Source organism: Brevundimonas sp. 357, from assembly GCF_003938605.1.
Classification (GTDB): Bacteria; Pseudomonadota; Alphaproteobacteria; order Caulobacterales; family Caulobacteraceae; genus Brevundimonas.
Map to the genome: position 1 here is coordinate 1 of NZ_RHWX01000014.1, position 22,788 is coordinate 22,788.

The 22,788-nt window shown below is 65.6% G+C and carries 17 protein-coding genes; 4 read left to right on the plus strand and 13 right to left on the minus strand.

Annotated features, from left to right (window positions below; translation table 11 throughout):
* The first annotated feature begins 158 nt into the window (after nucleotides 1–158).
* From EGK63_RS12695 to EGK63_RS12715, 4 genes are all read left to right on the plus strand, one after another.
* On the plus strand, nucleotides 159–773 hold the full coding sequence (locus tag EGK63_RS12695) for a recombinase family protein (protein ID WP_099593669.1): 615 nt from the start codon (nucleotides 159–161) through the stop codon (nucleotides 771–773).
* A gap of 65 nt (nucleotides 774–838) precedes the next feature.
* Nucleotides 839–1,642, plus strand: coding sequence for an aminoglycoside O-phosphotransferase APH(3'')-Ib (aph(3'')-Ib, locus tag EGK63_RS12700; protein ID WP_025464697.1), 804 nt, complete (start codon nucleotides 839–841; stop codon nucleotides 1,640–1,642).
* The gene (locus EGK63_RS12705) at nucleotides 1,642–2,478 is read left to right on the plus strand and encodes an APH(6)-I family aminoglycoside O-phosphotransferase (RefSeq protein ID WP_000480959.1); all 837 of its coding nucleotides are present in this window, start codon (nucleotides 1,642–1,644) and stop codon (nucleotides 2,476–2,478) included. Before aph(3'')-Ib ends, EGK63_RS12705 begins: the two co-directional genes overlap by 1 nt.
* A gap of 539 nt (nucleotides 2,479–3,017) precedes the next feature.
* Nucleotides 3,018–3,272, plus strand: coding sequence for a hypothetical protein (locus EGK63_RS12715; RefSeq protein ID WP_165906606.1), 255 nt, complete (start codon nucleotides 3,018–3,020; stop codon nucleotides 3,270–3,272).
* Between the two features lie 29 nt (nucleotides 3,273–3,301).
* Here the strand turns inward: EGK63_RS12715 and EGK63_RS12720 are convergent, their stop codons facing one another.
* From EGK63_RS12720 to EGK63_RS12775, 13 genes are all read right to left on the minus strand, one after another.
* Entirely contained in the window at nucleotides 3,302–3,745 is a 444-nt protein-coding gene (locus EGK63_RS12720) for a hypothetical protein (protein ID WP_125901810.1), read from the minus strand.
* 170 nt (nucleotides 3,746–3,915) lie between these two features.
* Nucleotides 3,916–5,256: a TrbI/VirB10 family protein gene (locus EGK63_RS12725; protein ID WP_125901811.1), complete on the minus strand. Its 1,341-nt coding sequence runs from the start codon at nucleotides 5,254–5,256 to the stop codon at nucleotides 3,916–3,918.
* Nucleotides 5,253–5,693 (minus strand): hypothetical protein, encoded by a 441-nt coding sequence (locus EGK63_RS12730; RefSeq protein WP_125901812.1) that lies wholly within the window; start codon nucleotides 5,691–5,693, stop codon nucleotides 5,253–5,255. Before EGK63_RS12730 ends, EGK63_RS12725 begins: the two co-directional genes overlap by 4 nt.
* Nucleotides 5,693–6,685, minus strand: coding sequence for a P-type conjugative transfer protein TrbG (gene trbG, locus EGK63_RS12735; protein ID WP_205618630.1), 993 nt, complete (start codon nucleotides 6,683–6,685; stop codon nucleotides 5,693–5,695). Before trbG ends, EGK63_RS12730 begins: the two co-directional genes overlap by 1 nt.
* Before the next feature lie 12 nt (nucleotides 6,686–6,697).
* Nucleotides 6,698–7,378 carry a conjugal transfer protein TrbF gene (gene trbF, locus EGK63_RS12740; RefSeq protein WP_039247771.1) on the minus strand — a complete coding sequence of 227 codons (681 nt, stop codon included), beginning with the start codon at nucleotides 7,376–7,378 and terminating at the stop codon, nucleotides 6,698–6,700.
* Nucleotides 7,379–7,409: 31 nt separating this feature from the next.
* The gene (gene trbL / locus EGK63_RS12745) at nucleotides 7,410–9,371 is read right to left on the minus strand and encodes a P-type conjugative transfer protein TrbL (protein WP_125901813.1); all 1,962 of its coding nucleotides are present in this window, start codon (nucleotides 9,369–9,371) and stop codon (nucleotides 7,410–7,412) included.
* 13 nt (nucleotides 9,372–9,384) lie between these two features.
* Nucleotides 9,385–9,561 (minus strand): hypothetical protein, encoded by a 177-nt coding sequence (locus EGK63_RS16525; protein ID WP_165906607.1) that lies wholly within the window; start codon nucleotides 9,559–9,561, stop codon nucleotides 9,385–9,387.
* Nucleotides 9,561–10,310: a P-type conjugative transfer protein TrbJ gene (gene trbJ / locus EGK63_RS12750; protein WP_052247814.1), complete on the minus strand. Its 750-nt coding sequence runs from the start codon at nucleotides 10,308–10,310 to the stop codon at nucleotides 9,561–9,563. The genes EGK63_RS16525 and trbJ overlap by 1 nt, the downstream gene beginning before the upstream one ends.
* Nucleotides 10,300–12,786 carry a transporter gene (locus EGK63_RS12755; RefSeq protein WP_125901815.1) on the minus strand — a complete coding sequence of 829 codons (2,487 nt, stop codon included), beginning with the start codon at nucleotides 12,784–12,786 and terminating at the stop codon, nucleotides 10,300–10,302. The genes trbJ and EGK63_RS12755 overlap by 11 nt, the downstream gene beginning before the upstream one ends.
* Before the next feature lie 8 nt (nucleotides 12,787–12,794).
* The gene (gene trbD / locus EGK63_RS12760; protein WP_039247780.1) at nucleotides 12,795–13,082 is read right to left on the minus strand and encodes a conjugal transfer protein TrbD; all 288 of its coding nucleotides are present in this window, start codon (nucleotides 13,080–13,082) and stop codon (nucleotides 12,795–12,797) included.
* Nucleotides 13,079–13,459, minus strand: a complete 381-nt coding sequence (locus EGK63_RS12765) for a TrbC/VirB2 family protein (RefSeq protein ID WP_052247815.1) — start codon at nucleotides 13,457–13,459, stop codon at nucleotides 13,079–13,081. The genes trbD and EGK63_RS12765 overlap by 4 nt, the downstream gene beginning before the upstream one ends.
* A gap of 9 nt (nucleotides 13,460–13,468) precedes the next feature.
* Nucleotides 13,469–14,440 (minus strand): P-type conjugative transfer ATPase TrbB, encoded by a 972-nt coding sequence (trbB, locus tag EGK63_RS12770; RefSeq protein ID WP_052247816.1) that lies wholly within the window; start codon nucleotides 14,438–14,440, stop codon nucleotides 13,469–13,471.
* A 199-nt stretch (nucleotides 14,441–14,639) separates the two neighbouring features.
* Nucleotides 14,640–22,748 (minus strand): Ig-like domain-containing protein, encoded by an 8,109-nt coding sequence (locus EGK63_RS12775; RefSeq protein ID WP_165906608.1) that lies wholly within the window; start codon nucleotides 22,746–22,748, stop codon nucleotides 14,640–14,642.
* Nucleotides 22,749–22,788: the final 40 nt, after the last annotated feature.

The following is a 22,788-nucleotide window of genomic DNA, read 5'->3' on the forward strand; positions in this document are numbered from 1 at the left end:
CCACCTTCGTGAAGGAAGGCATCCCGCCGGAATTTCTGTCACATTACCTGCCTGATGCACCCTTTGCATGTCTTAAACAAAATGACGGGTTAAGTGACAAATTTTGACGGATAGAGCTTTCCGGCTCACACTGTCACATAATCGAACGTTTGTGATACATGCTGATCGGATATGCCCGCGTCTCCAAAGCCGATGGCTCGCAGTCTCTCGACCTGCAGCACGACGCCTTGCGCGCCGCAGGTGTCGAACGGGACAATATCTATGATGATCTTGCTTCCGGCGGTCGTGATGATCGCCCTGGTTTGACCGCTTGCCTCAAGTCATTGCGTGACGGCGATGTGCTGGTGGTCTGGAAGCTCGATCGCCTCGGACGATCGCTTGCCCATCTGGTCAACACGGTGAAGGAGCTGTCAGACCGCAAGATCGGCCTGCGGGTTCTGACTGAAAAGGGCGCTCAGATCGACACCACGACTGCGTCCGGTCGCATGGTGTTCGGAATCTTCGCCACCTTGGCTGAGTTCGAGCGGGATCTGATCCGAGAGCGCACCATGGCGGGTCTCGCCTCCGCGAGAGCGCGCGGTCGCAAGGGCGGACGAAAATTCGCGCTCACCAAAGCTCAGGTGCGTCTCGCGCAAGCCGCCATGGCCCAGCGCGATACTTCAGTTTCCGATCTCTGCAAGGAACTTGGCATCGAGCGCGTCACTCTCTACCGGTACGTCGGCCCCAAAGGCGAGCTCAGAGACCATGGAAAGCATGTTCTTGGCCTTGCATAGCAACTCTTTTCTTTTCGCAGGTTGAGCCACCTCCGCGCCTCATCAGCAAACTGAAGGAACCTCCATTGAATCGGACTTATATTTTTTTGGGTGAATCGCATTCTGACTGGTTGCCTGTCAGAGGCGGAGAATCCGGTGATTTTGTTTTTCGACGTGGTGACGGGCATGCCTTCGCGAAAATCGCACCTGCTTCCCGTCGCGGTGAGCTCGCTGGAGAGCGTGACCGCCTCATTTGGCTCAAAGGTCGAGGTGTGGCTTGCCCCGAGGTAATCAACTGGCAGGAGGAACAGGAGGGCGCATGCCTAGTGATAACGGCAATTCCGGGAGTACCGGCGGCGGATCTGTCTGGAGCAGATTTGCTCAAAGCGTGGCCGTCAATGGGGCAGCAACTTGGGGCTGTTCACAGCCTATCGGTTGATCAATGTCCGTTTGAGCGCAGGCTGTCGCGAATGATCGGACGCGCCGTTGATGTGGTGTCCCGCAATGCCGTCAATCCCGACTTCTTACCTGACGAGGACAAGAGTACGCCGCAGCTCGATCTTTTGGCTCGTGTCGAACGAGAGCTACCGGTGCGGCTCGACCAAGAGCGCACCGATATGGTTGTTTGCCATGGTGATCCCTGCATGCCGAACTTCATGGTAGACCCTAGAACTCTTCAATGTACGGGTCTGATCGACCTTGGGCGGCTCGGAACAGCAGATCGCTATGCCGATTTGGCACTCATGATTGCTAACGCCGAAGAGAACTGGGCAGCGCCAGATGAAGCAGAGCGCGCCTTCGCTGTCCTATTCAATGTATTGGGGATCGAAGCCCCCGACCGCGAACGCCTTGCCTTCTATCTGCGATTGGACCCTCTTACTTGGGGTTGATGTTCATGCCGCCTGTTTTTCCTGCTCATTGGCACGTTTCCCAACCTGTTCTCATTGCGGACACCTTTTCCAGCCTCGTTTGGAAAGTTTTTTTGCCAGACGGGACTCCTGCAATCGTCAAAGGATTGAAACCTATAGAAGACATTGCTGATGAACTGCGCGGGGCCGACTATCTGGTATGGCGCAGTGGGAGGGGAGCAGTCCGGTTGCTCGGTCGTGAGAACAATCTGATGTTGCTCGAATATGCCGGGGAGCGAATGCTCTCTCACATCGTTGCCGAGCACGGCGACTACCAGGCGACCGAAATTGCAGCGGAACTGATGGCGAAGCTGTATGCCGCATCTGAGGAACCCCTGCCTTCTGCTCTTCTCCCGATCCGGGAGCGCTTTGCAGCTTTGTTTCAGCGGGCGCGTGACGATCAAAACGCAGGTCGTCAAACTGACTACGTCCACGCGGCGATTATAGCCGATCAAATGATGAGCAATGCCTCGGAACTGCGTGGGCTACATGGCGATCTGCATCATGAAAATATCATGTTCTCCAGTCGCGGCTGGCTGGTGATAGATCCAGTCGGTCTGGTCGGTGAAGTGGGCTTTGGCGCCGCCAATATGTTCTACGATCCGGCTGACAGAGACGACCTTTGTCTCGATCCTAGACGCATTGCACAGATGGCGGACGCATTCTCTCGTGCGCTGGACGTCGATCCGCGTCGGCTGCTCGACCAGGCGTACGCTTACGGGTGTCTTTCCGCGGCTTGGAACGCGGATGGAGAAGAGGAGCAACGCGATCTAGCTATCGCGGCCGCAATCAAGCACGTGCGACAGACGTCATACTAGATATCAAGCGACTTCTCCTATCCCCTGGGAACACATCAATCTTACCGGAGAATATCGTTGGCCAAAGCCTTAGCGTAGGATTTCGCCCCCTCCCGCAAACGACCCCATGCCATCCGCTTTCGGAACGCGGCTTCATACTCCCAATAGGCCTCATCCCGGTCCGTAATCGTATCGAGCGGGCGCGCCCACATACTTGAGCGGTCGACAAACCGCACCCGGCCGGGACACCCTGGAATCTTGCAGGCGGGACGCCGGTTCGCGAGCGAGAAGGTTCCACCCTTCGCCTTGGCCAGGCGTCCTAAATCGACCTGACCGTTGTGGCCCAGGGGCGCGACTTCGCATTCCCACCTGACGGTCCTTTCATGCTCGATCAGCCACCCGAGGGTCGTTTCTCGCCAAGCGCTCATGACGCCGGCATATCCGAACGAACCGGGAACGACAATCGATGGGCATGGGGGAAAATCCCCTATAGGGACCGCCCCCAATAGCGCCGCTTAGCGCTGCGGTGGACCTTCGCACTCCCTCAGTAGGAGTTGCATATGTCCGCATCCATCCACCCGGCCGCTGCGTCCGCCCAGGCCGCCGAATACCTACCACCCATGACCTACGCCGACTTCGAGGCGGCCTTGCAGCTGGTCGCTTCCGACCGTCAGCACCGCGTCATGGTTCCATTTTTGGTGTCCGGCCTTCGCAAGCAGGCGCCGTTCATGAATGGCCAGGCCATGATGCTAGAGATTCTGAGTTCGGCCGCTTGCCTTGCGGATCTTCCGATGAGGCCCCGCGCGGCCGCCTAAACGTCCGCGCACTGATGCCCGGCCTGGCGTCAAAGCCGGGCCGGCCACTGGCGCAGGTATGGTGCCCGTGATGCGGCCTTTCGCGCGGCCCTTGGATGCGCGGCCGACCAACGCAGCAGACCTTCACCGGCCGGTGTCTCAAAGAAGTCGCTTCGCGGAATACCCGAGCCCTCGCCGCAGACGTCTAATCCAAGCGTGATGCCGTATTCGTCTGCGAGGTCGAACACCTCACGTTCAGAGAGGCCGTGGAGGCTAATGCGCGGGTGGCGGCGATCGTACTTGCAGACATAAAATCCCGGCCGCTGATGTTCCTCTGCACCAAGCCAATGGATCACCAGCGGTTCGCCCAGGGACACGCCCGGCAGCGCTTCGCGGCCTTCCATCCTGGCAAGATACGGCTCCGGGCCATTGCAGAGGCCAACGAAGACGATACCGCCCACCTCGGCTTCATGAAATCGGTCAGACTTAGGCATCGACACCTCCCGTCCTGCGACAACGGATTGAGACCCGATTTGCAATCCAGCGCAACAGGGGCCATCACGGCAAAGGGGACCGGCGCGCGCTCCGGTCCCCTTCTCTGGCTTAGGCTATGCAAATGGGTGGTTCGCGCCGCCCAAGCCAGGCGGCGGAGTGCGGTATAATATTACCGCCGCCACTCTCGCAGGATCAGATCGGCCGTTACTGCCACGCTTAGGTTTGCGCCTGGCCGGATCGTCAAAGTCGGCTGGATTTGCATATCACGCCGAGATTGCTCCATCCCCAGCTGGCCGAGCTGTTGGCCCAGCTGCGCCGCCGCCGTCTGACTGTTGCTGACGTTCTCCCCGTTCGTGGCCTGGGGCTGCGAGATTTGCACCCCGGCCGCGAAGAGGCTCAGCATGATCGCGTTGCCCCAGCGCCGGACATTGTGGTTGTTCACGCGGTCCCGAAGACCGGTGTAGCCCGCGCCGTCCGTCCCCGGCATTGAGCCGAGGTCGATGGACGAGCCGTCAGGGTAGATCAGCCGGTTCCAGGCGACTTGCACCCGCGATTGTCCCGTGCTGACGCTGCTGTTGTATTCGCCCACCAGGCGCGCGCCTTGCGGGATCAGCAGCTTACGCCCCGTCGCCGTGTCATAGACGTTGCGGTTCACCTGGGCGACCAGCTGGCCAGGAAGATCCGAGTTGATCCCCGTAATGAGCGTGGCCGGAATAACCGTTCCCGCCTTGATTTCGTAAGGAGACACCGGGCTCTGAATGCGCCCGGCAGCGTAGGGATCGCGACCGCCGCTTTCGGCCAGGAACGCGCGCTTGTCGCCCTGCCAGTTCAGGTCGTCCCCCTGCTGTCGGCCGCCCCTCCCGATACCGGCGGCGGGGCCGCCCCCGGTCATCATCATGCCGCCGCCGGCAGGCCCGGCGCCCTGCCCGCCGGATTGCGGCTGGGGCCGGTCCTGGCGGTTCTGCACTTCGACGCTGCTACCGCCGATTCGGGCGTCGTCGGCGGCCTTGTAGCGAGCCTGGGCCATCGCTGCACGCTGCTGATAATAGGCGTCCCAGGCTTGGGAATGCGGATTCCACGCGGCTTGACCGCCGCCCGAATACGCGACCTGCTGATAGCCCTGACCGCTCATTGCGGCCCCGGCTTCCCCGTGCGGCAGCGGACCGCCCGCCTCGGGACCGGCCATCAGCGAAGGGACGCCAGGCGGCAGAGTTCCATCGCCCTCGCCGATCGCGCCGGAGGTCTGCGCGTCCTTGAGGAATTCCGGTCGCGCCGGCGACGGCCCGCTTCGGCCGTCCGCCGCCTCGGCGACCGCCACGTCTCCGTCCTTCCGCGCCGCCTTGGCGTTGAGCGTGAAGATCAGCACGAGCGCAACGGCCGTCGCGCCGCCCAGGACGAACAGCAGCGGTTTCTTGTTGAGCCGCCGCACGTCCATACCCCGCTTCGGCGGCGCCATCAGAAGATCCGGCGAACGCTCCGGCCCGTCCATTTTAGTCGTATCGTCCGTCATTGAACGGTCCTCACCGAAAGCGGCCCGGCTTCCCGTAGGACGCCATCGAGGCCGCGCGTGAACAGTTGGGAGGTCTCGCGATTGTCCAGCTGGACCCGAAGGAGAACGGAGTCCTCCCACGGCGCGGAGACATGGTAGCGAACCAGGTGCGCGCCCGGCGTCGGCTGGCCATCCACGGCCAGCGCGAAACCGGCCTGCCGAAGCGAGAGCGCGAGCGCCGGCGAATAGGTGTCGCCCCTCGCGCACCCCGCCGCATCCTTAAGGATCACGACCGAGTTCGCGGGCGGCATCTGTTCGGCCAGGAGCGCCGTCGTGGCTTGGGCCATGCGCGCCGCGTCGGCCGCCGGCATCGGGACGGCTGTGGAGCCGTCCGATGGGCCGCCGCCGACGCCCAGGACGCACATCGAGGCCGCAAGGAAGATCGCAGCCGCCGACATTAGCGCCCCCCTTCCCGCACGATTTCCACCTTCGTCTGGTGGCGGCCGACACCGCTTATCAGCGCGGCGCGCTCAAGCACCTGGTCGACCACGAAGCGGTCGCCATCGGCCCGGTAGTTGATGATTTCGGGGTTGTCGTCAGCGCCGACGCCGACCAGCGCCGGGGCCTGCCCGTGAATCATCTGCGCCGGGAAGTCGATGTAGGTCTTCCGGCCGTCCGAATAGACCCGCAGCGGGCGCCACGCGGGGCGGTCGCCGCGAACGCTGAACCCGAAGTCCAGGTTGTCGATCGCCTCGCCGGTCGGCAAAACCGTCGCCTGGATCCTCGCGGCCTCCCGCGCCGCGACGACGGCCTGTTCCTGGCGCTGATTGGCCATGTAGACCTCCCATTCCCGGCGCATATCGTCGGGATAGGAGAACGCGACGCGCGGCATCCATTCCGTCCGGTGACTGACCAGCTTGAGAACGTAGGTCCGCCGGTCGGTCGTGATGACCAGGTTCGTCGTCAGCCCCGCGTCTGTCGGCTTAATCAGGACGTGCGTGACCGCATCGCCCGCCGCGCCGCTGCGCGCCGGCGACACCTTCCAGCGCACCGCGTCGCCAAGGTTGATATCGTTGATGACCTCGCCAGGCTGCAGCATCACATCGCAGACGAACAGAGGGGCACAGACGATGGAGGGCAGCGTGTCGCCGAACGCGAACATTGCCGCGCCTTCCGCCCCGGTGGCGGGCCGCCCCGTGCGGCTTTCAGCCCAGGCTTCCGCGATTTGAAGCCCCGCCCGCTCTCGCTCCGAGAGACGCGGATTAGCGCCCATGACGCTCGACAGCGCGGGCGGGGCCGAGTGCGGATAGACCGGCCCGGATGGCGGCGGCGGCGGCGGCGGGACACTCGCGGCCGCACCCGCCTCAAGGGCGGGCACGGCCGTCTGAGCGATGGCCGCGACCGGGGCCAGAACGGCCGCAACGGCCATGGCGATGATGGTTTTCTTCATGGCTTTCATTCCTTAGATGCGGCGCGACCAGCTGACCGCGTTGACGAAGATCCCGAGCGGATTGACGAAAATCGCTTCCTCGCTGGCCGGCGGGACGATCTTGGTGTTGAGGACGGCTTGCCACTGGACCGACTGCGCGACTTGGCCATCACGGCCCCGCGTCGTCTCGGTCCATTCAACCCGCCAGGTGTCCGCGCCGACGGGGAGAACCGAGTTGACCTCGACGTCCACCGTTTCCTTCTGCGCGCGCTTGAACGGGTCGTTTTCCTTCATGTGGTCGTTGACCACCTGGAAAGCCGGACCGTTCTGGTCGATCAGCGCATACGCGCCATAGACGTTCTTCATCTGCGCCGAGGCATCCACCGACACCGTGCGGATCTTCGTAATCCAGTCCGCCAGCTGCGCGCGGATCACGCGCTGATCGGGCCTAGAGGCCTGGTCCGCGCGCGCGACCGGCAGCACCGCGCCCAGCTTGTCCACCTGGACGATGTAGGGGACGGTTTTTTGCTGCGCCGCGACAGCGCCCAGGCCGCCGCAGGCGATCGCGGCGACCGCCATGGATCCCAGCGCCGTCAGCATCCACGCGCGCTTACCCTTAATGTGGTCGGCGTAGCGCTCCGTCCATTCGCGGCGGCCGTTGAGATACGGGTTCAGGTCCGCATTGGGTTTCGCGTTTGCTGGCTTCTTGAACATTGGTCAGTCCCTCGTCTGATTGGTGAAGCGCCTACTCACGATCGCCATTCGGCTTTCGCGGTGCGCGTTTGATTTCCTTTGGCGTCCCCCTCGCCGCCCCGAGGCGTCCGCCGAGCCCAGCGCTGGCCGCGCCCTTGCCGGGCGCTTCCGGCCAAGCGGCCGCCGAGGCCGCAGACTTGGCCGTGCGTTTGGTCGATGACGGACCTTCCCCGCCCGGGGACGCGGCGCTGCTGTGGCCGCTGGCGAGACCCGACGCGCCGTCGCGGCCTTCGGCGGGCGCTGCATTAGCCGCACCGGCGGCGCTCGCCGAGGCGACGATTGAGCCCGCTTCCGGGCGCTCAGCACCGCCGCCCAGCCCGGCCGTCGCGGCAGTCTCGCCAGCCCTTCCCTTGGCGTCTTGCCCCGCTCCGGCCGCGACGGCCGCACCGGACGCGCCAGGGGCTTTGCCCTCTGGCCCGCCGGCGTTGGCCGACGCCGCGACAGGGCCTCCATGCGGACCGCCCATCCCAAGGCCATCGGTTCCCGTGGCGGCGGACCGGATAGGCTCGCGGACGGCTTGCGGGGCCTCAAGCGCCGCTTCCTGTTCGGGCGCCTCGCCGAAGATCGGCGAGTTCGCGGCCTCCCGGCCGCCTTGCGGCGCAGCGCCGGACGCCGCGCTCCTGGCGGCCGTCGCCGGCTTTGTCCCGCCGCCGCCGCTCTCGCCGCCCCCAGCACGGATCGAGCCGCCGTCGTTCGCCGCCGCAGGCGCGGCGGTCGGCGCGGCGGTCGGCGTCAGGCTTGGCGCCATCGGCTTTGATCGTTCGGCCGACAGCTGGCGCGCCTGGGACGACATGGACTGCGCCATCCGGCCGCCCGTCGTCCCGCGCTGGGCCTGGCCGCCCAGCCTCGCGCCGACGTCGTTCGCGGCGGCGCCGGTCAGGTTCTTGCCCATCTGGCCGACGTGAGAGGCAACGGCGCCGAAACCCGTGCCGCCCTTGCCGCTGGCCTTGCCCTGTTCGCTTGCCAGCTTGGACGCAGCGCTCACAGCCGCGCCACCGCCGAGGGCAGAGGCCGCGGCCCCGGCGGCCGCGCCGCCGACAGCCGCCGCCGCCGCTGGCAGGGCCATGCCGGACCCCGGCGACACGCCATTGATGATCCCCTGCACGGTGTCGGGAATGGTCTTGGTCAGGGCCAGCATGACGATCGCCGAGCCCAGCATGACCATGACTTCGCTGAAATCCGCCGGCACACCGCTGGGGCCCAGGTTGTCCGCCCAGCTCTTAATCATGGCTTCGCCGATGCCGACGAGCAGTTGGATCACAAACAGCTTCGCCCCTACGCTCACGCAGTAGGTCATTTGTTTGATGGCGAAGTCCTTGGTGAACCGCGAGCCGCCGAAGCCCAACAGCAGCGTCCCGGCCGACATGACGATATAGGCCTCGACCAACGCCAGAATGAGGAAGGCCGCCATCAGCGCGAAGCACAGCGCCAGCACGATCGCACAGATGCCGAGCATGATCTTCTCGCCCATCTGTTCGAGGCCCCAGCCCGAATCCTTCATGGCGTCCATGACCCGCGTGGCCATGTCCATTCCGGCTTCGAAAATATCGGACGGCCGGACCCCGCCAGAACCGCCGCCAGCCTGCGCGGCGGCGTTGCCCGCCTGACGGAAGCTGTTGATTATGTCCTCGGAAAACTGGCCCGAGTTCAGCAGCAGCCACAGGAAGAAGCCAATGAACATCATGCGGCCGACCAGTTCGGCGAGGAAATCGCCGAGGTCCGCGCCTCGAATGGCCATCTTGATAAAGCTGTAGCCAACCTCGATCAGCGCCAGGATGCCGAACAGGCCCAGGGCGTAGTTCCGCAGGGTTGGTCCCCACGACGCCGCGCTGTTTCGATACAGGTCAACGATCGAATCCAGCGAGCCTTCGGCGGCGGCGGGGCCAACGCCGAAGATCAGCGCCGTCGCCGCGCCCAACGTGGCGTAGAGACAGAAGCGGGACATGGGAGCCATGGGCCTGTCGTCCTCAGTAGGTGTTGCCGGTGTATTTCGGACCGTCCCGGCGCGCGGGCGGCGGGTTCGTCGGCGTCGCCGGGCGCGTCTCGCGCCAAGCAGCGTCGTCCTGGCGCGGCGGCGTCTCCGGTCCCTCGCCACACGCGGCGAGGGCCAGGATCACCGCCCCAAGCATCCAGGCGGCCCGCATCAGTAGGTGCTTCCCGAGTAGGTGCTTTCGCCGCGCGAGAAGAATTGCCGGGCGCGCGCATCGCCGACCGCGTTCCGGTCCGCTTCCAGCTGCATCTGTTGGGCTTGCAGCTGGGTCTGCGTCATCAGCAGTTGGCGAAGACGCTGCATCTGCGCCACGCTTTCCGCCGCCAGTTCATTTCCGACCTGGATAGCCTGCATCTGGCCGCGCGCGGACCCGGCGCGCGATTGCAGCTGGCGCAGCATCGCCGCCTCGGAGTCCATGCCTTGCGACTGGAGGCCCAGCGCCCGCATGGCCGTCAGGATCGACGAGTTGGATTCGTCGGACCACTGGCGATACTTCGCTTGCAGCTGTTCGTCGCTCACGCCGTTCTGGCGGTAGCTTTCGAACGACCCGTAGCGGTCGGCGAACGCCTGATCCAGGTTCGACGCCGTGTAGGCCAGGCCTTGCGCCTGATCCATCAGGTTGTTGATGGAGGCGAGGTCGCGCGCGACGTCCCCGAACATCTGATCCGGCAGGGCAAGCCCGTCTTGAAGCGCCTGCTCATACTGCTTGAGTTGGGTGCTCAGCTGCTCCGCTTGCCGCAGTAGCGACAGCGCTTGGTCGGCTTGCTGCTTAAGCTGCGTCACCTGGCTCGCGCAGTTGGTGCAGTAAACCGCTTGGGCGACAGCGGCCGAGGGCGCCGAGCCCACGCCGGTCAGAGTGAGACTGACGGCGGCGACGGCCGCCAGCAGATGATTACGCCGCATGGCGATAGTCCTCCGATTGATAGCGCTGATAGGAGACCCCGCGTTCGCGGAGCCATTCGTAGGGCCACGATGGGCCGTGCGCGGCATGGAGCGCCTTCACCCGTTTGACGCCTTCCTTGTCGGAGACGGCGACGAACGCCAAAGTGACGGGGCCGAGTTCCAGCGTGAACAGACGGCGGCCGAGCGGGCTGACGTAGTAGTAGTGCTTCTTCTTCGTCGCGTAGGCGAGGATATCGAGTTCGCGTTCGTTCAGCCCCAATCCGAGGTAAAGATCACGAGGCCCCAACACCTGATCGGACCCGGAAAGACCGGCTTCCTCATTCGGCAGGAAGATCTTGGTCGGGCAGCTTTCGCGCAGCACGTCCATGATGCCGGAGGCCTGCGCGTCCGAGAGGCTTTGCGTTGCGATGACGACCGCACAGTTCGCCTTGCGAAGCACCTTGAGCCATTCCCGAATCTTGTCGCGGAACACGTCATTGCCGAGCATCAGCCAGGCTTCGTCCAGGATCAGCAACGCCGGCTGGCCCGTCAGCGATTTTTCGAAACGGCGGAAGAGATAGAGCAGGACCGGGATCATGTTCTTCGCGCCGAGGTTCATCAGATCCTCGATTTCGAAGACTGAGAAATCCGCGCCCGCGAGGCCGTCTTGCTCCGCGTCCAGCAGGTCGCCGAGCGCGCCGGTGATCGTGTAGTGGTTCAGCGCCTCACGGATTTCCTCGTCTTGCACCGTGCCGACAAAGTTGGTCAGCGAGCGGCCGTAGGACGCCTGGCGCATCAGCGAAATGGCGCGGTGGATTTCCTTGCGCTGGCCCGGCGTCGGCTGCTTACCGGCGGAAAGGGCGAAACAGGTCGCAATCCATTCCTCCGCCCAGGCGGCGTCGCCGGGGGTGTCCAGGTGTTGGAGCGGACACAGCTTCGGCGACTGTTCGTTGTCCGGCGACAGATCATAGTGCTTGCCGCCGGACGCCAGGACGAGAGGCAACATCGAGTTGCCCTTATCGAAGGCGGTGATCGTGGCGCCGCGATAGCGCCGGAACTGCGCGGCGATCGTGGACAGCAGCACCGATTTGCCCGCGCCCGTGGGGCCGAACACCAAGGTATGGCCCAGGTCGCCGACGTGGAGATTCAGGCGGAACGGCGTCGCGCCGGACGTGGCGCCCTGCAGTAGAGGCGGCGAACCTTCCTCATAGAACGGGCAAGGGTTCTCGGGCAGGCCCGGCCAGGCGATCGACAGCGGCGCCATGTCGGCCACCGCAAGCGAATGCACCAAGGGCCGCCGGACATTGGGGATGACGTGGCCGGGCAGCGAGCCCAGCCATGCTTCCATGGCGTTCACCGTCTCAACGCGCGTCGCGAAGCCCAGCTTGCGGATCTCGGCCGCGATCGTCCTTGCGTCGGCCAGGACGTCCTTTGCGACGGGGCCGGTCAAGGTGATCGTGGGGGTGTAGTAACCGAAAGCCACCAGGGCGCTTTGGGCGTCCGTCATGGCGGCTTCCGTCTCCGCGGTCATCGCAACGGCGTCGAGGTTCGTCGCCGGCCCGCCCTGCTTCATCACCTGCGAAATGAAGCCGCGTTCCGCCTGCTTCCAGCGGCGTTGACCCTTCTTGAGGATCGCCATGGCCTCAACCAGGTCGAGAGGAAGGAACCGCGTCGTGAAGCGATACGGGATCGCCATGTGGTTCATCAGGTCCAGGATCCCCGGCATACTTTCTGCCGGGAAGCCCTCGATCGCCACGACGGCCTGGAAGTTGTCGCCGATCTTCGGCGTATCGCCGACGTAGAGTTCCTGGCCGCCGATCAGGGCGTCCAGATACATCGGCACCGGCGGAATATTGATCCCGTGTTGCAGGCCGGTCAGCACGAAGTGCAGGTAGTTGACGAGTTCGTCTTGCAGATGCTCCCGGCCGTGGTCGTCGGTGAACCGGAACGACTTGAGCCGACGCATTTCCAGCACGTCGGAGAGGTTGTCTTGCAGTTCGCCCAGCACCCTTTCGAAGTTCTGGTGGTGCTTCTTGGCCAGGTCATCCTTGGTCGAATTGTCGTCGTCATAGACGAAATCCGCCAGCTTGCTCGACGCCTTGATCGGCGGCGTCCACATCACGCACAGGACGTTTTCGGTCTCGTAATGCTCACCTTCGGCCAAGGCGGTCGCGCGCCGTTCTTCGTCAATCAGGTGTGTGATCGGATCGGCGAAATGCGACGCGGCGGGGTCCGAATACGCCGCGACAGGCATCCGCACGGAGTCGAACCAGAGCGCCCAGCCCGTTCCGAGCCGGGTCAGGGCGTCGTTCACTCGACGGGACACCAGGTTAAGGCGCTCGTTCGTGCTGCTTTCGCTGTCTTCGCCGCGATAGAAAAACGCCGAGAGCAGCGCGCCGTCTTTGCACAGGATCACGCCGTCATCGACCAGCGCGGCCCAATTGAGCAGATCAGGAACGCCCTTGGCCTTGGACCGGAAAGGTTGGAGGAAGTTCATGGGGTGCGCTACTCCTGGCGCCAGTGGCGCGAGCGGGGCGCGTAGTAACCGCTGTATTTCAGCTGGCGCAGATAGACCTTGCTCATTTCAGGGTCTGCCTTGGCCATCAGACGCAGCAGGTAGAGGTTCGCGCCGTAGAGAAGGAAACCGACCACGGCGGCCACCCAGTTCATCGCCGAAGCGACGAGACCGAAGGCCACCAGGCCGGTCATCAGCACCAACTCGCGCTCCCCGCCCGCAATCAGCGTCGGGCGATGGAGCGCGCGGTGCAGGGGTGTCCGCCGGCGGTCGATCACGACAGGGCGACCATCCCGGCGGGCAGCGCAATCATGGCGCCGACGCCGAACAGGGTCGTCAGGATCGAGGATGCGCCGACGATCAGCGCGATCACGAAGATCAGCATGACCATCTTGCGGACGAACTCATTCATTTCCCCACCCCAGATCAGCATGGCGCCGGTGACGACGATGCCGAGCAGGGAAATCACCATGGCGACAGGGCCGGTGATCGAGCGTTGCAGCGTTTGCAGCCCGTTCTCCCAGGGCAGACCCGCGCCCGATGACGAGGCTTCCACGATGCCCGGCAAGGTGACGGCGAGGACGCCGACCGCCAGCATCGGGGCCGACTTCTTGAGACTGGCGGCCAAACGGCCCGCCTTCGTTTGGGTGTTCATAGTATTTCCCTAGTTTTCGATGACTTCGGTTTCGTAGTCGCGGCCGTTCCACTTGATGACACGGCGCAGTTCACGGACCCGACGCCCCTTGGGCGTCTTGCCGATCACGACGACGAGGTTTATCGCCGCCGCAATTTCGTCCTGGGCGGGCGTCGGGCGCGCCTCCGCAACCAGGCTTTCGATACGGGTCAGCCCCGAGCGCGCGTCGTTCGCGTGAACGGTCGCGGCTCCGCCGGGGTGACCCGTATTCCAGGCTTTCAGAAGCGCCAGCGCTTCGCCGCCCCGGACCTCACCCACGATGATGCGGTCCGGCCGCATACGCATGGTGACCTTGAGCAGCTTTTGAAGATCGACCGAGGCGTTGGAACGCAGGATCGTCTTGTTCTCCGCCTGGCATTGCAGTTCGTTCGTATCTTCCAGGATCACCAGACGGTCATCCGGGGTCAGCCGCGCGATCCCATGGAGGATCGCGTTCGTCAGCGTCGTCTTCCCGGAGCCGGTGCCGCCGACGACAAGAATGTTCTGCTTCTCGACAATGGCGGTCTCGATCGCGGCGCATTGCGCCTGCGTCATGATCCCGCTCTCGACATACTCCGCCAGGGTGAACACCTTGGTCGCCTTGAGGCGAATCGCGAACGTGGGGGCGCTGGCGATGGGCGGAATAACGCCTTCGAACCGCTGGCCGCCCAGCGGCAGTTCGCATTCCAAGATCGGGTTTTGCGCCGTGATCGTCGTATTCAGGTAAGCCGCGATCGTCGCCATGGCCGCTTCGGCCTGAGACGCCGGCATGGCGCATTCGCGAACCATGCCCTGGCCAAGCCGCTCGACCCACAGGTAGCCGTCCGCGTTGAGCATGATTTCGATGACTTCGGGGTCTTCAAGCCAGGCGCAGATCAGCGGCCCAAGCTGGCGTCGCAGCTGTTCCCGCCCGCGCCTCTGGCTTTGTTCCCGCGCATTCAGCGGAGTTGCATCATCGGCCATTCGACCGCCACCCGTTCAACGGTCCGCCCACCCAGCGAACCATGGCGATATTGCCATATTCGCAAGTCCGCTCCAAGCAGTTTTTATCAACGATCGGCTATAAACTAGGGCGGCGGATCAATGACCCGCCGCCCGTATACTTAACTCCGCGTTACAGCCCGCCCCTTTTATTTGGCGTCCATCCTTGCGCGGTTCGCGCTCAGAACTTCACGCCGAGGCTCAGGCGCACCCGCCCGTCCTGTGCGGTGTCGTTCACCGTCGTCCCTTCGTAGTCCACAGACCAGTTGACGCCGTTGACGCCGCGCCAGGTCACGCCCACGCCAAGAACCAGGTTCTTGTCGTCGTAGGGGGCCAACTCGACGCTGTAACGAGGGCTTTCCGTCCAGTCCGAATAGCGGACACCTGTTTCGCCGCCGTTCTTGACCTCCTGGCGATACTCAGCCCGGAAGGTCGGCAACAGATCGCCAGCGCGGAAGCGGAACAGGTAGTCGCCGTGGACCCCGAGCGCCGCCGTGACCCGCGTGGACTTCTGTTCTTCGAAGTCCAGCGCCCACATATCGTCGCCGGTTTCCGTGAAGCCCCCGAGTTCAATGTCGGCGAATTCCACCCTGGCATAGGGTGAATAGTGCAGGCGCCGTCCTCGATGCTCCCATCCGGCCGAGACCGCGCCGAACAGCTGGCGGCCGTCGCGCTCGCTGTCCAACAGAGCGCTCGCCTCTGCGGCCCAGCGTTTGGCCTCGTAGGCCATGGCGGTATAGCCCAAGACGCCATCCACGAAGACCGAGCGGCGCGGTTGCCACGAGCCATAGACGAACCCGCTATAGGCGTCGGCCGTCGTGTGCGTCCCGTTCAAGCCAACGCGGCTGTCGTCCCGGCCGAAGCCGCCGCCCAAGCCCACCAGAAGGTTGTCGCTGACACCCCAATCGACGCCGGCCGTGAGGCCGTCCGTGCTGAAACGGAAGCCCTCGCGCACCCGGTCACGCCGTTTGAACCCAAGGTCCACGGCGCCGTCCAGCCACCAGCTGGCGTGTCCCTGCCCGATTTCACCGGAGGCGCCCGGCCGGGCCTCGCCGTTCGAACCGCCGACGTGTTCCACCATACCGGCCGCGATCATGTAATCGCGTTGGCGCTCCATGATGGGGTTGTCGCCGGGAATATCGGCAAGGCTTTCCATCGGCACCAGCGACAGTCCGACGCTGTTGCGGCGGGCTTGGCCGCCGTGCACCGATTCAAGGCGACGCATGACGTTCGCAACCTGGACGCCCGAGAAGCGATAAGCGGCCTGGGTCTGCGCGTTGATAAGGCCCGCGACTTCGGGATCCCGCGATGGGTCGGGACGCTCGCGAACCGTCACCCTCACCAGACCTTCGTCCGAGACCGCGAAGGCGTTGGCCAGGGTGTATCGGATTTCCACAACGCCGCTGAACGCCCCCTCCGGGACGACATTCAGGCCATACTGGCCTGGCGTCGGCGTCCGCAGGGTCACCTTCGCCGCATCGCTGGGGGTGATGCTGACAATGTTCGCGGCCGTGAAGGGCCCGCCTTCGGCCCGCTCCATCAGATCCACGTCAACAGGCCGACCTTGCCACGTCTCAACTTCGATGACGGGGCCGGTCACGGGACGCGGGTTGACGATAGCGGTCACCGTCGCGGGCTCCGACCAGCCATAGCGGTTCTCGACCGCAAAGCGGAACGTTGCCACGCCCGTCCAGTCCGCGTCCGGGTAGAACACGACCTTGAGGCCTTCCACGACCGCGCGGCCGCCGTGGCCTTGTGGCGTGGAGCCGCCGCCCTGGATCAAACGCACCGATTGGAACGGCCCGTTGTCCAGCCCCGCCGTGACGTCGAACACAATCGGTTCGCCGGACAGCCCCGTCTTTTCCAACGAGTCCGGTTCGGGCGCAGGCCCGCCCTCGACCGTGATCGTGGCCGTGGCGATCTCCGAAGCGCCGCCGGGGCCGTTCAGGCGGAACGTGAAGCTGTCCTTGCCGACGAATCGGGTTCCTGGCGAATAGGTCGCTTTCAGACCGTCCAGCACGACGACGCCGTGTTTCGGCTGGCTGACGATGGCGGCCGCCTCGATGAAGCGGTCCGTCTCGTCGCCGAGCGCCAGTTGCACGGGTTCCTCCATGCCCGTCGTGGCCGCGACGTCCAGGGCGACCGGCTCTGGCGCGCCGACAGTCACTTTGACGACGGCGGGGGCGGACGCACCGCCTGGGCCGCGCGCGACGAAAGTGAATTCGTCTTCCCCAGCGAAGCCTTTGGCCGGGGTGTATGTCGCCGTGTCGCCCTCGATGACGACGCTTCCGTTGGACGGCTGCGACGCCAGGTCATAGCCGTCCACAATCCCGGTCCCCGACAAAGTGCCGGCCACAGGGGTTTCGAACGGCGTCGAGAGCGTCAGGCCCTCGGCCGCGATCGGCGCATCCGGCAGACCAACCTTGACGGTCACAGTCGCCGGGGCAGAGACGCCGCCGGGGCCTTCGGCTACGAACGTGAATGCGTCAGCCCCATAGAACTCCGACGCGGGTGTGTAGGTCACCTTATCGCCGACCAGGACTGCGCGGCCGTTCTCCGGCTGGCTGTCCAGGCGCAGGCTCGTCACCACGCCCGAAGCGCTCAGCTGGCCCGTTACGGGCTGCTCATAGTCCGTCGTAAGCACCAGATCCTTTGCCGCAACGGGCGCCTCCGGCCGACCGACGCTGATCCGCACCGTGGCTTCGGCCGACGTGCCGCCCGGTCCCTCGGCGATGAAGGTGAAGGAGTCGGCCCCGAAGTAGGCGGCGGCCGGGGTATAGGTCACCCGATCGCCGACCAGGACTGCACGGCCATGGGCCGGTTGGGACGCCAGGACGAGGCGGGACACGACGCCGGTGGCGGCCAGCCTGCCTTCGACCGGCGTTTCGTAGGGCGTCGAAAGCGCCAGGTCGGCGGCGGCCACGGGCGCGCCTGGGCGAATGACCGTCACCGCCACCGTAGCCGGGTTTGATTCACCCCCCGGCCCTTGCGCGACATAGGTAAAGGCGTCCGCACCATAGTAGCCCGCCGCCGGGGTATAGGTGACGACAGCGCCTTGCACCGCCACAGCGCCGTGCGTCGGGTGGTCGCGGATCACAAACCCGTCGAACACGCCCGTGGCGCGCAGCGTCGTGGAGCCCGGCGTTTCATACGCGGTCTCAATGGACGACGGCGAGGCGACGGGCTTGCCAGGCAGTCCGACCGTCACCGCCACCGTGGCGGGCGTGGAGTCCCCACCCGGGCCGGTCACGGCAAACGTGAAGGAGTCCGCGCCATAGAAGCCCGAGGCCGGGGTGTAGCTGACCACGCCGTTATCCAGGACGGCGCTTCCGTGCGTCGGCTGCGCTTCAAGCCGGAACGCGTCGAACACGCCCTCCCCGCGCAGTCTCACAGAGCCCACAGTTTCAAACGGCGTCTCGATCGTCGCCGCCAGCGCGCGCGGTGCGTCGGGAAGACCGACCGTCACACGCACCGTCGCGGGTGCGGAGTTTCCGCCCGGCCCGGCCGCGCGAAACTGGAAGGCGTCGGCACCGAAGTAACCGGCCGCCGGCGTGTAGGTCACTCGGTCGCCGACCAGGACCGCGGCCCCGTGCGACGGTTGGCTTAGCAGCGTGAAGCCCGAGACCACGCCCGAAGCGGCCAGCGTCACTTCCCCTGGCGTTTCATAGGGCGTTGCGAGGGCGAGCGACGGCGCAGCGACCGGGGCACCCGGCAGGCCGACACTCACCGCAACGGTCGCGACCTGGCTGACGCCGCCGGGGCCGGTCGCCTCCACCGTGAAGGCGTCCGCGCCATAGTAGCCATCCGCCGGGGTGTAGGTCGCACGTTCGCCGTTCAGAATGGCCTGGCCGTGGTTAGGTTGGTCGACAATCCGCAGCGACGTAAACACGCCGCTGACCACCAGATCGGTCTCACCGGCGGTCTCGTAAGCCGTTGCGATCGAGGCGGCGTTCACCGAAGGCGCACCGGGCAGGCCCACCTTGATTTCCACCACGGCAACGCCCCCAGCGCCGCCCGGCCCTATCGGCCGGACCGTCAGGCTATCGTCGCCATAGAAGCCCGCAGCGGGCGAGAACACGAGGCGCTGGCCAACGATGGAAGCCGAGCCATGCGACGGAGCGCCGACAATCTCCAGGCTCGACCAGACACCGGCCGGGGCCAGGACGACTTCGCCATTCGTCTCGAATGCTGTGGTCAGAGTCGCCCCTTGCAGCGTCGGCGCAGCGGGCAATCCGACCGTGACGTTGACCGTCGCTGGCAAGGCGGCGCCACCGGCGTTCGTCGCCTCAATCGTGAACGAGTCCGCCCCATAGAAGCCGTCAGCTGGCGTGTAGGTCACCGAGCGACCGGAAACGACGGCGGAGCCGTGGTTAGGCGCATCGCCGACCGACAGGGTTGGCGAGAAGCCCGTCACGGTCAACGCGCCGGTTACCGGCTGGCCGAAGTCCGTCGCCAGGTTCAGATCGCCGATGGTCGGCGCATCAGGAACGCCGACCGTTACGGCGACTGTCGCGACCCGCGATTCACCGCCGGGGCCGACCGCCTTATACGTCAGTTGGTCCGCGCCATGATGCCCGCCGGCCGGGGTGTAGGTCAGCGTCGTGCCCGTGATTGAAGCCGAGCCGTGCGACGGCTGCGCCACGATATTGACCGACGTGAGGACGCCCGCGACCGGCAGGATCGCCGTCTTCGTCGTCTCGAAAGTCGTTGTCAGGGTGGCGTCGGCGGCTGTCGGCGCGGGCGGAAGCCCAACGACGACTGTGACCGTGGCCACGCGGGAATCACCGCCTGGGCCGGACGCCGTGTAGGTGAAGCTGTCCGTCCCGTAGAAGCCGAGGGCGGGCGTATAGGTCACGCGGGTTCCGTCGATCGTCACCGATCCATGCTGGCCCTGGGTGATGTAGACGCGCTGCGTCACCCCGCCTGTCGGAAGATCCAACGAGCCCGGTTCCTCATATCCAGTCGTCAGCGTGGCGTCGTCGGCCGCTGGCGCGGGCGGAAGCCCAACGACCAATGAGAAGGTCGCCGGTCCCGACTGGCCACCTGGGCCGATCGCGCGGAAGCGGAATGAGTCGGCGCCGTAGTATCCTGCAGCTGGGGTGTAGGTCGCCTTGGTCCCGCTGATCGACAGAACGCCATGCGCCGGTTCCGTGACCGTCCCGACCGACGAGACGACGCCGCCGACGCTCAGGTCAAACGTCTTGGTCTCGCCGAACGCCAGGTTGCCCGAGCCGCTTTGTGCCGTGGGAGCGGCCGGGAGACCGACCGTCACGTTCACCGTCGCTGGCGCGGACGCGCCGCCGGCGTTGGAGGCGATCACGGTGAACGTATCCGCCCCATAGTAGCCCGCGTCCGGAGTGTAGGTGACAGAAGCGCCGCTGAACGACACTTCGCCGTGGGCGGGGGCCTGGCCGATCGAGAGGACCGGCTGATAGCCGGTCACGCTCATTGTCGTGCCGCCCGGCGTTTCGAAAGAGGTCGAGATCGAGCCGTCCGCGATAGTGGGCACGGCAGGGGCCGCAATTGTGATCGCGACCGTGCGCGTCTGCGACGCGCCGCCTGGACCGGTCGCCCGGTAGGTCAGCTGATCCGCCCCGTGCTGGCCAGCACCGGGCGTATAGGTCAGCGTCGTCCCGGTGATGGACGCCGCGCCCTTGGTCGGCTGGGCGACGATCACCACATCGGTCAGGACGCCCGCGACCGGCAGCACGCGCGATCCGGCCGTCTGGAATGGGGTCGATAGCGTCGTATCGGCGGCAGTCGGCGGCGGCGGCGTGGAAACCGTCACGCGCACGGTCGCTGGGGCGGAAACGCCGCCGGGGCCTTCAACCGCATAGGTGAACGTATCCTGGCCATAGAAGCCAGCCGCCGGGGTGTAGCGGAACCCGGCGCCTTCCACAGACGCCGTGCCGTGCGAAGGTGCGGAGGTGATTTCCGGCGGGGCCGAGGTCGCCCCACTGACGCTGTAGGCCACGAGCGTCGCCGTTTCATAGGCCGTCGTCGCTGTCACATCGTTCGCCGTAGGCGCAGGCGGCGTGTTGATCGACATAGTGACGGTGCGCGTCGCGGAGTTCCCCCCCGGTCCGCTGGCGCGCCAGGTGAAGGTGTCTGTCCCGAGCTGACCCGCGCCCGCCGTGTAGGTCGCACGGGCACCGTTCAGTGACACGCCGCCCTTGCCCGGCTGTGCGATGATTTGAACGTCGTCGTATACCCCGCCCACGGCCAGGTTGAACGAGGCCGCGCTTTCATAGTTGACCGGCTGGGACTGGTTTGACGCCGTGGGCGCGGGCGGCGCCGCGACCGTCACCGTAACCGTCCTGGTCGGCGAGTTGCCTCCCGGCCCACTTGCCCGGTAGACGAAACTGTCGGTGCCGTAGAAGCCCGCCGCCGGGGTGTAGCGAACGGTCGTGCCCGTCAACGACGCCGACCCGTTTGCAGGCGAAGATCCGAGCGCCACCGACGTGTATTCGCCAGATGGCGTCAGCGCGATATTGACGGCGGTTTCATATGATGTGCTGGCGCTGACGTCCCCAGCCCCAGGCGCTGGCGGCGTCCCAACCGTGACGGTGACGGTCCGCGTCGGCGAATTGCCGCCAGGACCGGACGCCCGATAGGTGAACGAGTCTGTGCCATAGAACCCAGCTTCCGGCGTGTAACGCGCCGTCGTGCCAGTGATGGTCACGGAGCCGCGCGACGGATCACCGACCTTCGCGACCGACGAATAGACGCCCGTTGGCGTCAGGGCGACGTTGACCGGCGTTTCATACGCCGTGCTGGCGCTGACGTTGCCCGCGCCTGGCGCGGGTGGCGTCCCAACCGTGACGGTGACCGTGCGCGTCGGCGAGTTGCCGCCGGGGCCGGACGCCCGATAGGTGAAGGTGTCGGTTCCGTAGAAGCCCGAGGCCGGGGTGTAGCGGGCTGTCGTGCCCGTGATCGTCACCGTTCCGTTCGATGGGTCCGCGACCTTCGACACCGACGAATAGACGCCGGTGGGCGTCAGCCCAATGTTAATGGCCGTCTCATACGCCGTGCTGGCGCTGACGTTGCCCGCGCCAGGCGCGGACGGCGCGGCTACCCTCAGTGTCACGGTATATTCGGGTGACGAACCGCCCGGCCCGTTCACCCTGTAGCGCAAACTATCGTTCCCGTAGAAACCAGCGGCGGGGGTGTAGGTGATGGTCGGCAAGAACCAGTCGGCCGATCCGTTAGACGGCAACGATGTGACCGAGATCGAACTCGCTTCGCCGCTCACCGGCACCGTGAATTGTTTGCCCGTCTCATACGCGAAATCGACGGTCAGATTGCCCGCCGTTGGCGCGGGAGGCGGCGCCACCGTGACCGTGACTGTGGCATCGGCGGACCGGCCACCTGGACCCGTCGCCGAATAAGCGAAGCGATCGGTCCCATAGAATCCTGTCGGCGGCGTGTAGCGCATCGTCCCGCCGGACACGCTTGCGGTGCCGCCATTCTGCGGAACACCGACGTCCAGGCGGGACCATTCTCCACTGACGTTCCCGGAGACGTTGACGGCTGTGTTGTGCGCCGTTGACGTTGAGATATTCGCGACAGTTGGCGCGGCCGGCGCCTGGATCGTCACCGTGGCTGTCGCCACGTTCGAGTTCCCGCCCGCGCTCGTGGCCCGGTAGGTGAAGGTGTCCGTCCCGGTCTGGCCGATATACGGCTCGTATCGGAAGGACAGCCCGCTTACGGTCGCCGTGCCCTTTGAAGGCCCCGATACGACCTCAACGCCAGTCGCATCCCCGGAAATGCTCGCCGGCATCGTCACCAGGGTGCGATAGGGCGTCGTCGCCGTGATGTTGCCGACCGTCGGCGCGGGGGGGGCGGTGATGGTGACGTTGACCGTCACCTGACCGCTGCCGCCGGAATAGCTCGACGTGATCCGGGCGACGAAGCTGTCGGTGCCCGACGCGCCCGGATTTGCGGAGTAACTAAGCGACCCGCCGCTCGATCCTGCGAACGCGCTCCCTGTCCCCTTCGATCCCTGGGTGACGATGCTCGTGGACCAACCGCAAATGGTATGGCTTGTGCCGCCATTGGCGCCGCCGGTCGCCGAGCCGCTGAACCACGTCAGCGTCCCGCCGCCGCCTGACGGGACGGTCAACGACCGGGTGCCGCCGATGTTGACAGCATAGTTGGAGCAGTTGGTACGGTCCTGGGTTGCGCCCTGGGACTGCGCCGACGCGGGCGCGCTCGCAAGGACGGTCAACGCCGAGACGGCGACCGCCGCCAGCCCCTTGGCCAGCGCGCGCACCGCGCCGCCCGACTTCATTCGCAAGCTAATCATGCCAGCCCCCAGGGTCGTTTTCCGT